We start from the raw sequence: 6,664 nt of genomic DNA, 5'->3' as shown, positions 1-6,664 counted from the left end.
GAGAATTACAGAGAATGATTGATCCTATAATAACGGGAAAATCCTCAGAGTGAGGAACTCGCATGAAACCAGCATCCCTGATTCAACTAACCGATAGTCTGAAAGCCCTTTATATCAAAACTGCCCAAAAGCTGAAAGGCAGTGACAGACGACAATTTATGGCAGAAGTGGTGAAAACGTTAGGTATTGGAGGGCAAACCTTTGCCGAACGAGAATTGGGCTGGAATCGGCGAACAATCCGCAAAGGGATGGGGGAATTGACCAGTGGACAAGCACTCGAAGATGGTTATCATCGCAGTGGACGCAAGCGAGTAGAAGAAAAATTACCTAATTTGCTCGAAGACATACGAGCCTTGGTAGAACCCCAGGCACAGACCGATCCTAGTTTCAAAAGCACCCGTTTATACAGCCGGATAAGTGCATCGGAAGTGCGTCGTCAATTGATAGAGCAGAAAGGCTACCATCCGGAGGAATTACCCAGTGAGGAGACAATTCGTTGCCGATTAAACGAGATGGGATATAGATTAAAACGAGTAGTCAAGGCGAAACCGCAAAAGAAAATACCGGAAACGGATGCCATCTTTGAGCAAATCCACTCGGTTAATCAACAGGCCGATGCTGACCCGCAGACCTTACGTATCTCAATGGATGCCAAAGTAGCGGTCAAAGTTGGAGAGTTTGACCGAGGAGGCAAAACGCGAGTGACCACTATTGCCTTAGATCATGATTTTGATGCGAGCACCACCCTCACCCCCTATGGTATTTTCCTCCCCGAATACAATGAACTGTACTTGTTCTTTGTCAGCTCTAAACTGACCGCAGATTGTATTGTGGACTTGCTGGAGCAGTGGTGGGCGATGGTAAAAGACCGCTTTAGCCACATTCACAAATTGGTGATTAACCAAGACAATGGGCCGGAGAACCATTCTCGTCGTACTCAGTTTATGAACCGGATGGTAGCCTTTGCCCAGCAGTCGCAATTGAACATTGAGTTAGCCTACTATCCCCCCTATCACAGCAAGTACAATCCAGTAGAACGTACCTTTGGCTGGCTGGAGCAGCATTGGAAGGGGAGTTTACTCTTGGGGTGTGGAAACGGTGCTTCACTTTGCCGAAACCCTTACCTTCAAAGGAAAAAATCCGGTCGTCAAGCTCATTGAGAAGGTTTACCACACTGGGGTAAAGTTGATTCAGAAGGCAATGGCAGAGTTGGAAAAACAGATTAATCGACTTCCCCATTTGCCAAAGTGGTTTGTGGAAATCCCTTATCAAACCACTTGACTATTGGATCATCTTTTTTATGGAGTTCTCTGAATCTTTTTGTTGGGTTGCCTTGGGTCTATAGTTGGGTTTCCTTACGTCAACCCAACCTACGGTAGTTTCCTTGGGTTTATGGTTGGGTTTCCTTACGTCAACCCAACCTTGTATGATGATTAGCGGCTAATTGATCGGCAATAAGAGACTCCCCCGCTCTTTGAAGGCTTGAAATAGCCAAGTCTTGAAGTCTTTGTCAAAAATGAGCTTATTTTTTCGAGAAATTACTGCATTTTTAACATCCATTCTACCGCGCGTTCATAAAGTTCTAAATTACCAGTTTTTATCAAAGCATTAGCGGCTTTTTGCAAATAGTTAAGGCTCGCTACTCGACTACTAGGATTTTTATCGTCGTAGGTGGCAAGCGCCAAATTATAATAAGCTTCGCCATAATTTGGCTGATAAGTAATTGCTAATTGATAATCAGCGATCGCTGCCTTCTTATCGCCCATTTTTTCCTTAACTAAACCTCGATTATAGTAAGCTTCAGCATAGTTAGACTGGAGAGAAATAGCCATATTTAAATCCTCCAAAGCACTGGCATTATCTCCCAAATCAAAGCGAATAACTCCCCGGTTATTATAGGCAATAGGATTATTGGAATTCAAGCTAACTGCCTTATCTAAATCCTCTAAAGCACCCTCCTTGTCCCCAGTTTGTCGTCGAATAATACCACGATTATTATAGGCGATCGGATTCTCCGATATTCTCGGTGTTACTTGTACATTATCGGGAATAGTAGCGGTATCAGTGCGTGCATTTCCCCGATTACTATACGCTGTCACATCGATAGGATTAATGCTCAAAGATTGCAGGTAATCTGTAATCGCTCCTTGGTCATCTCCCACGTCAGCGCTACTATTACCACGACTATAGAAAATTCTCGCATCACGGACTTTTTGTAGGAATACATTATAATCCTCGATCGCTCCCTGTTTATCCCCTTTTTCAAAACGCGCATTAGCCCGTTTATGATACCCTTCTGGATCGTTAGGATAGGCAACTATATAAGTAGTATAATCTCTTTCGGCCGCAGCAAAATTTTTCAGAGCAAAATAAGCATCTCCCCGGGCTTGAGCATGACAAGAGACATTATAATTAGGACGAAAATCGGTTTCTCTGGAGTTATAAAAATAATTTTTGTCGGCAGATTCTCGGATATTTTCGCTACAGACAGATCGAGAAGTAAAACTAGGTGTATTAATCCCATCATCTTGGGCTAAGGCAATATTATAATTATCTACTGCCTCCTGATAACGCCCCAATTTATACAGCACTAACCCCCGATGATAGTTAGCGGCTGCATCATGACGATTTCGTGCCACTGCCGCAGTAAAATCCTCTAAAGCTCCTGCGTATTCTTGATATTTATTGGCTCGCATTAACCCACGATATACATAGGCTTTTGCGTCTTGGGGTTGCAGATAAATTGCTTGGTTATAATCTTGAATTGCCCCTTGATTATTGTTGAGTCTTAGGTGAGCATAACCCCGTTTAAGAAATGCTCTAGAATGGGGAATTTTATCGTAGTTGGGATTAATACGAATGACAAGTGCTAGATCTTTGATTGCTCCATTGTAATACTCGATCGCTGTTTGATATCCTGACAGGGAATTAGAAGATAAATTGGCTAATTCTACTTCCTCGTCAGCCATTTCAATTTGTACTCTGGCACGGTTTTGATAACTGCTAGGAGCATTCTTGGCTAAAAATAATTTAGGTGAGCATTTTAAAACGATTTTATAATCCTTAAAAGCCTCTCGTTTTCCCCCTATCTTTTCTAAAGCTATAGCCCGATTATAATAGCCTTCAATTAGATCGGGTTTGTATAAAATAGCCAGATCATAATCTTTGATAGCCTCTGCATAATTTCCCCACTGAGAGTATAGCTGTCCTCGATGATAATAGCCGCGATAATCTTCAGTTTCATAACCAATGAAACGCTGGTAATAATCTAAAGCCAAGGATTGATGATTGAGCAAAGATGCAATAATTGCTAGGTTAAAGTAAACTTCGCTTTTATTGGGATTATATTTAAAGGCTTGCTGAAAATCTGAGCGGGCAGCTTCTAATAATTTTAGCTGACGCTGCTCCTTTGCCATGGCTAACTTTAACACACCTCTTTGATAATAGGCTTGAGCTAGTAACTGTCTATCTTTGAAGGCGGGAGCATTATAATTACTGTACCAAATGTATTGACTGAAATCATCGATCGCACCGTTTTGATCGTTGATTTTTTCTCGCGCCATTCCCCGTTGAAGATAAAGTTTAATCGTACCCAGATCGCTAGGATAGACTCGCAGAGTGTCTGAATAATTAGCAATTTCTCTTTTAAGAGCATTAGTATCAACTTCTTCCCTAGAAATAACGGGACATTGTAGGTTTTCTACTGCTTTAACTGAGCTAACTTCTAAACCCAATAATTCCCAAAACAACAGGGGAGACAATAAAAGTATTTTTCTAAAAAGCTTGACATTTAAACTATTTTGTGCGGGGGGGGGTAATGGCTTGCGCTGTCAGGGTTTTAGTGATTAAGGATTGTTGTGGCATGATGATTAAAAAAATTTGGCCTAAATATAATTTGGTAATTTAATTATAACTGAACTTCTCCCGTATGAATATATTAGCCATGGCTAAAAGTCTTACAGAGCCTATGCTAAAGCTGGGTAATTTTAATGTACTAATGAGAATGAACGTCTGAAATCCTTATTTTCCTGAGAAGCGCCATGGAGTAAGGGTATCGTTGGGCAGCTTAACTAATACATTAGTTCTGTCTAGGCTGGCTACGATTGCTCGCTGCCGGTCGGCACTTAAGGGCAAGGTTTCCACTTTCCCCGACTGGCTCCTGAATCCTCACCCCACCAAGAAACATTTTCAGCAAACCCTATTTAAGAGCCAATTTTAAAGGCTTCTAGAAACAAACTATAGGTGATACCAATTTTGAGTAAATTGAAAGATTCTCGCAGAATCGGTGCGGGTTTAGCCTGAGAACTTTTTCGGTAAACAATCCGGCTAATCGCCTCCGTAAACAGCACTAATAAACCAGCAGCTGTGACATCCCATTGAGCAGTTTGTCCAGCAGTGGTGACAATTGCTTGACCAGAAAAAATTCCAAATAAAACACAAATTATCTGTAGGGAAATCCGCCGCCAAGGATTACCAAAAAAGCTATTAAATCGACTGCTGGTGACATTAGCCAGCGTACTTAAACGGGTGCGTTGCATGGCCATATTTATTTAGAAGTAATACGATTAAGAAGCCACAAAGAAGTAACGATACCAGTAAAGTGAGCGAGAATTGTATTAGTATTAGCCTGCACAATTAACAGATCAACCGAATTAACAAATTGACTGGGGTTAGAGGCAACATTAAAAGTACCTTGGGGAACATTGAGGGATTTAATTAAGACAATTCCCGCCAAGGCTTGCGCTCCCAAAATAGTTAAAAACATCCCGATAATATTAGCGATTAAACCCTGACGGATTAACTGAATAGTATCGGATTTTTTCGGGCGACTATCTTGATCACCTCTCAACATTTGACGGGCAATTTTCATGTAACGAGAAGAAAAGAAAATGGCGACCACCAAGAAACCAGCCCCACCAATGGCACATAAAACACCGATTTCAATGCCAGAAGTGCGTTGTCTCGTCCCTAATAAACTAGCGGTAGCAATGAGTAATAAAACCCCCGAAATTACGCCCAGGACAATCTGCGTCCAAAAACCGATTCTTCCCTGACGTAAAAGGATATTAGCAGCTCGTTGGACGGCCGGAGGCAAGGAATAAAGATCAGAATCTCTAGGGGTGGATATATTGGTAATTTCTGATTGTTTGTCTCTCATCGGGGTTAAGCTAGGGTTGGGTAAATCTGGTCTTGATCTATTTTCGTCTTTTTTTTTGCCCATGGCTAGAGATTTAATCAAGCTCTGGCATAATTAATTTTTCATGGTTCAAAAAAGGCAAAAATAATGATTAAATTGCCTAAAATCTGTAAATAGACCATTTAATTGATTATTATTCATTCTTAATTCTCCTGACTACTGACTACTGGCTCCTAACCCTAACAACAATTTTTGATTTTTACCAGAGATTTAATTTTGGCACTGACTGGCTATCTGTTTAGCTTCCACCTGTAAACGCTGGGCCATGCGAAACATTTCTTGACCGGTGTGGAGAGAGCGATCATCGTAGTTAAGGGTAAAGGTTTCTAATTCTTCTAGTCCGTCAGTGAGATGATTGAGACAGTAGTAAAGAGAAGCGGCCACTTTGGCCATTTTGGCAGGGTTGGGCCTTTGGCAAAAGAGGGTTTTGGCTCGATCGAGATTTTGGCGACAGGTTTCTAGATAGTCTTGAAAAACAGCCATTAACTGATCATCGAAGGGATCGGCGGATAGGTGATCGATCTGACCTTTGAGAGGTCGAATAATTTGACCGATCAGACGATTAATCGGGCTATAGGTCTGGTTATACCACTGTTTCACCAGGGCCTCGTCTTCCTGGACTGCCTCTTTGTAACGATGGTAATTTGCTTGGGCAGTGGCAGTGCGTTGGCCGCGTTTTTCGGGAAAATTGGCGATTAGTTGGTTATCGTAGTCCTTTCTTAGCCTCGGATCGCTTAAAATCTCGTAGGCGGCGTTAATAGCGACGATTTTATCGTGACTGGCACTATCGTTTTGACTATCGGGATGGAATTGTCTGGCTAAACGCCGATAGGCCCGTTTAATCTCGTCAGGGGTCGATTTATGGCTGATTTCTAAGGTTTGGTAGTGGTTGCCGGTCATGAGCGCAAGCGATCGATCTGTCTTTTATTATTATCGACTATGCTTAACGCGGCGGAGAAGGAGAATTGTCGAGAGTGGGAAAGTGGGGAGGTGGGGTGTGGGGTGTGGGGTGTGGGGTGTGGGAAGAATACATAAAAATAATCTCCTGTCTCCTGAATACTGACTTCTGACTCCCGACTCCTGACTTCTAACCCCATGTTGGACAAAGATAAGCAAAAATTATTTATTGACTCCAAAAACTTGAGAATATTTAAATTAACATTTCGCAATATTTATAAATTCTTAAGAATTAATTGAGAAAGATTTTTATTTAACAACGATTTTACAATGGTTACAGCGATTTGATAGAATTTCATAGTGGGTTATTCTGTGCTTTTTTGGACAGCAATGGTTGAAACCCTTGCCACACCTACAAGGTGATCCTAGTTAGGGTTTGCTGAAAAAGCTTTTCGGTGGTGGCAGGGTGTGGGGTGTGGGGTGTGGGGTGTGGGGTTTTACCAGTTTTGAGGTGGTCAACTACCTAATTTTCAGGGAAAAAGTACCTGAATTTTCCCCCGATCCCCGCAA

At 41.9% G+C, this 6,664-nt stretch carries 6 protein-coding genes; 1 reads left to right on the top strand and 5 read right to left on the bottom strand.

What is annotated here, in order from left to right; translation table 11 throughout:
• Positions 1 to 80: 80 nt before the first annotated feature.
• A protein-coding gene (locus O9332_RS03450; protein WP_223213110.1) for an ISAzo13 family transposase occupies positions 81 to 1,281 on the top strand; the annotation gives its coding sequence in 2 pieces (ribosomal slippage) (positions 81 to 1,082 and positions 1,084 to 1,281; 1,200 coding nt in all).
• A 257-nt stretch (positions 1,282 to 1,538) separates the two neighbouring features.
• Here the strand turns inward: O9332_RS03450 and O9332_RS03445 are convergent.
• The 5 genes from O9332_RS03445 to O9332_RS03425 all read right to left on the bottom strand — a co-directional run bounded on the left by O9332_RS03445 (position 1,539) and on the right by O9332_RS03425 (position 6,366).
• The gene (locus O9332_RS03445) at positions 1,539 to 3,761 is read right to left on the bottom strand and encodes a tetratricopeptide repeat protein (RefSeq protein ID WP_288023645.1); all 2,223 of its coding nucleotides are present in this window, start codon (positions 3,759 to 3,761) and stop codon (positions 1,539 to 1,541) included.
• Positions 3,762 to 4,202: 441 nt separating this feature from the next.
• On the bottom strand, positions 4,203 to 4,544 hold the full coding sequence (locus O9332_RS03440; RefSeq protein ID WP_002763032.1) for a DUF565 domain-containing protein: 342 nt from the start codon (positions 4,542 to 4,544) through the stop codon (positions 4,203 to 4,205).
• A 2-nt stretch (positions 4,545 to 4,546) separates the two neighbouring features.
• A complete protein-coding gene (locus O9332_RS03435; protein WP_002800798.1) occupies positions 4,547 to 5,158 on the bottom strand; it encodes a DUF3611 family protein in 612 nt (203 codons plus the stop codon).
• Positions 5,159 to 5,407: 249 nt separating this feature from the next.
• Positions 5,408 to 6,097 carry a J domain-containing protein gene (locus tag O9332_RS03430; RefSeq protein WP_002763029.1) on the bottom strand — a complete coding sequence of 230 codons (690 nt, stop codon included), beginning with the start codon at positions 6,095 to 6,097 and terminating at the stop codon, positions 5,408 to 5,410.
• Positions 6,094 to 6,366, bottom strand: coding sequence for a hypothetical protein (locus O9332_RS03425; RefSeq protein ID WP_071825130.1), 273 nt, complete (start codon positions 6,364 to 6,366; stop codon positions 6,094 to 6,096). The genes O9332_RS03430 and O9332_RS03425 overlap by 4 nt, the downstream gene beginning before the upstream one ends.
• Positions 6,367 to 6,664: the final 298 nt, after the last annotated feature.

Source organism: Microcystis sp. LE19-10.1B, assembly GCF_027530565.1.
In the GTDB taxonomy this organism is placed as follows: Bacteria; Cyanobacteriota; Cyanobacteriia; order Cyanobacteriales; family Microcystaceae; genus Microcystis; species Microcystis aeruginosa.
The sequence above is the reverse complement of the archived record's forward strand: the minus strand, read 5'-3'. Positions and strand labels throughout refer to the sequence as shown.

Excerpts from the sequence above, each read along its gene's own strand:
- O9332_RS03440 (WP_002763032.1), bottom strand. The coding sequence starts at position 4,544 with ATGGCCATGCAACGCACCCGTTTAAGTACGCTGGCTAATGTCACCAGC.
- O9332_RS03435 (WP_002800798.1), bottom strand. The coding sequence starts at position 5,158 with ATGAGAGACAAACAATCAGAAATTACCAATATATCCACCCCTAGAGAT.
- O9332_RS03430 (WP_002763029.1), bottom strand. The coding sequence starts at position 6,097 with ATGACCGGCAACCACTACCAAACCTTAGAAATCAGCCATAAATCGACC.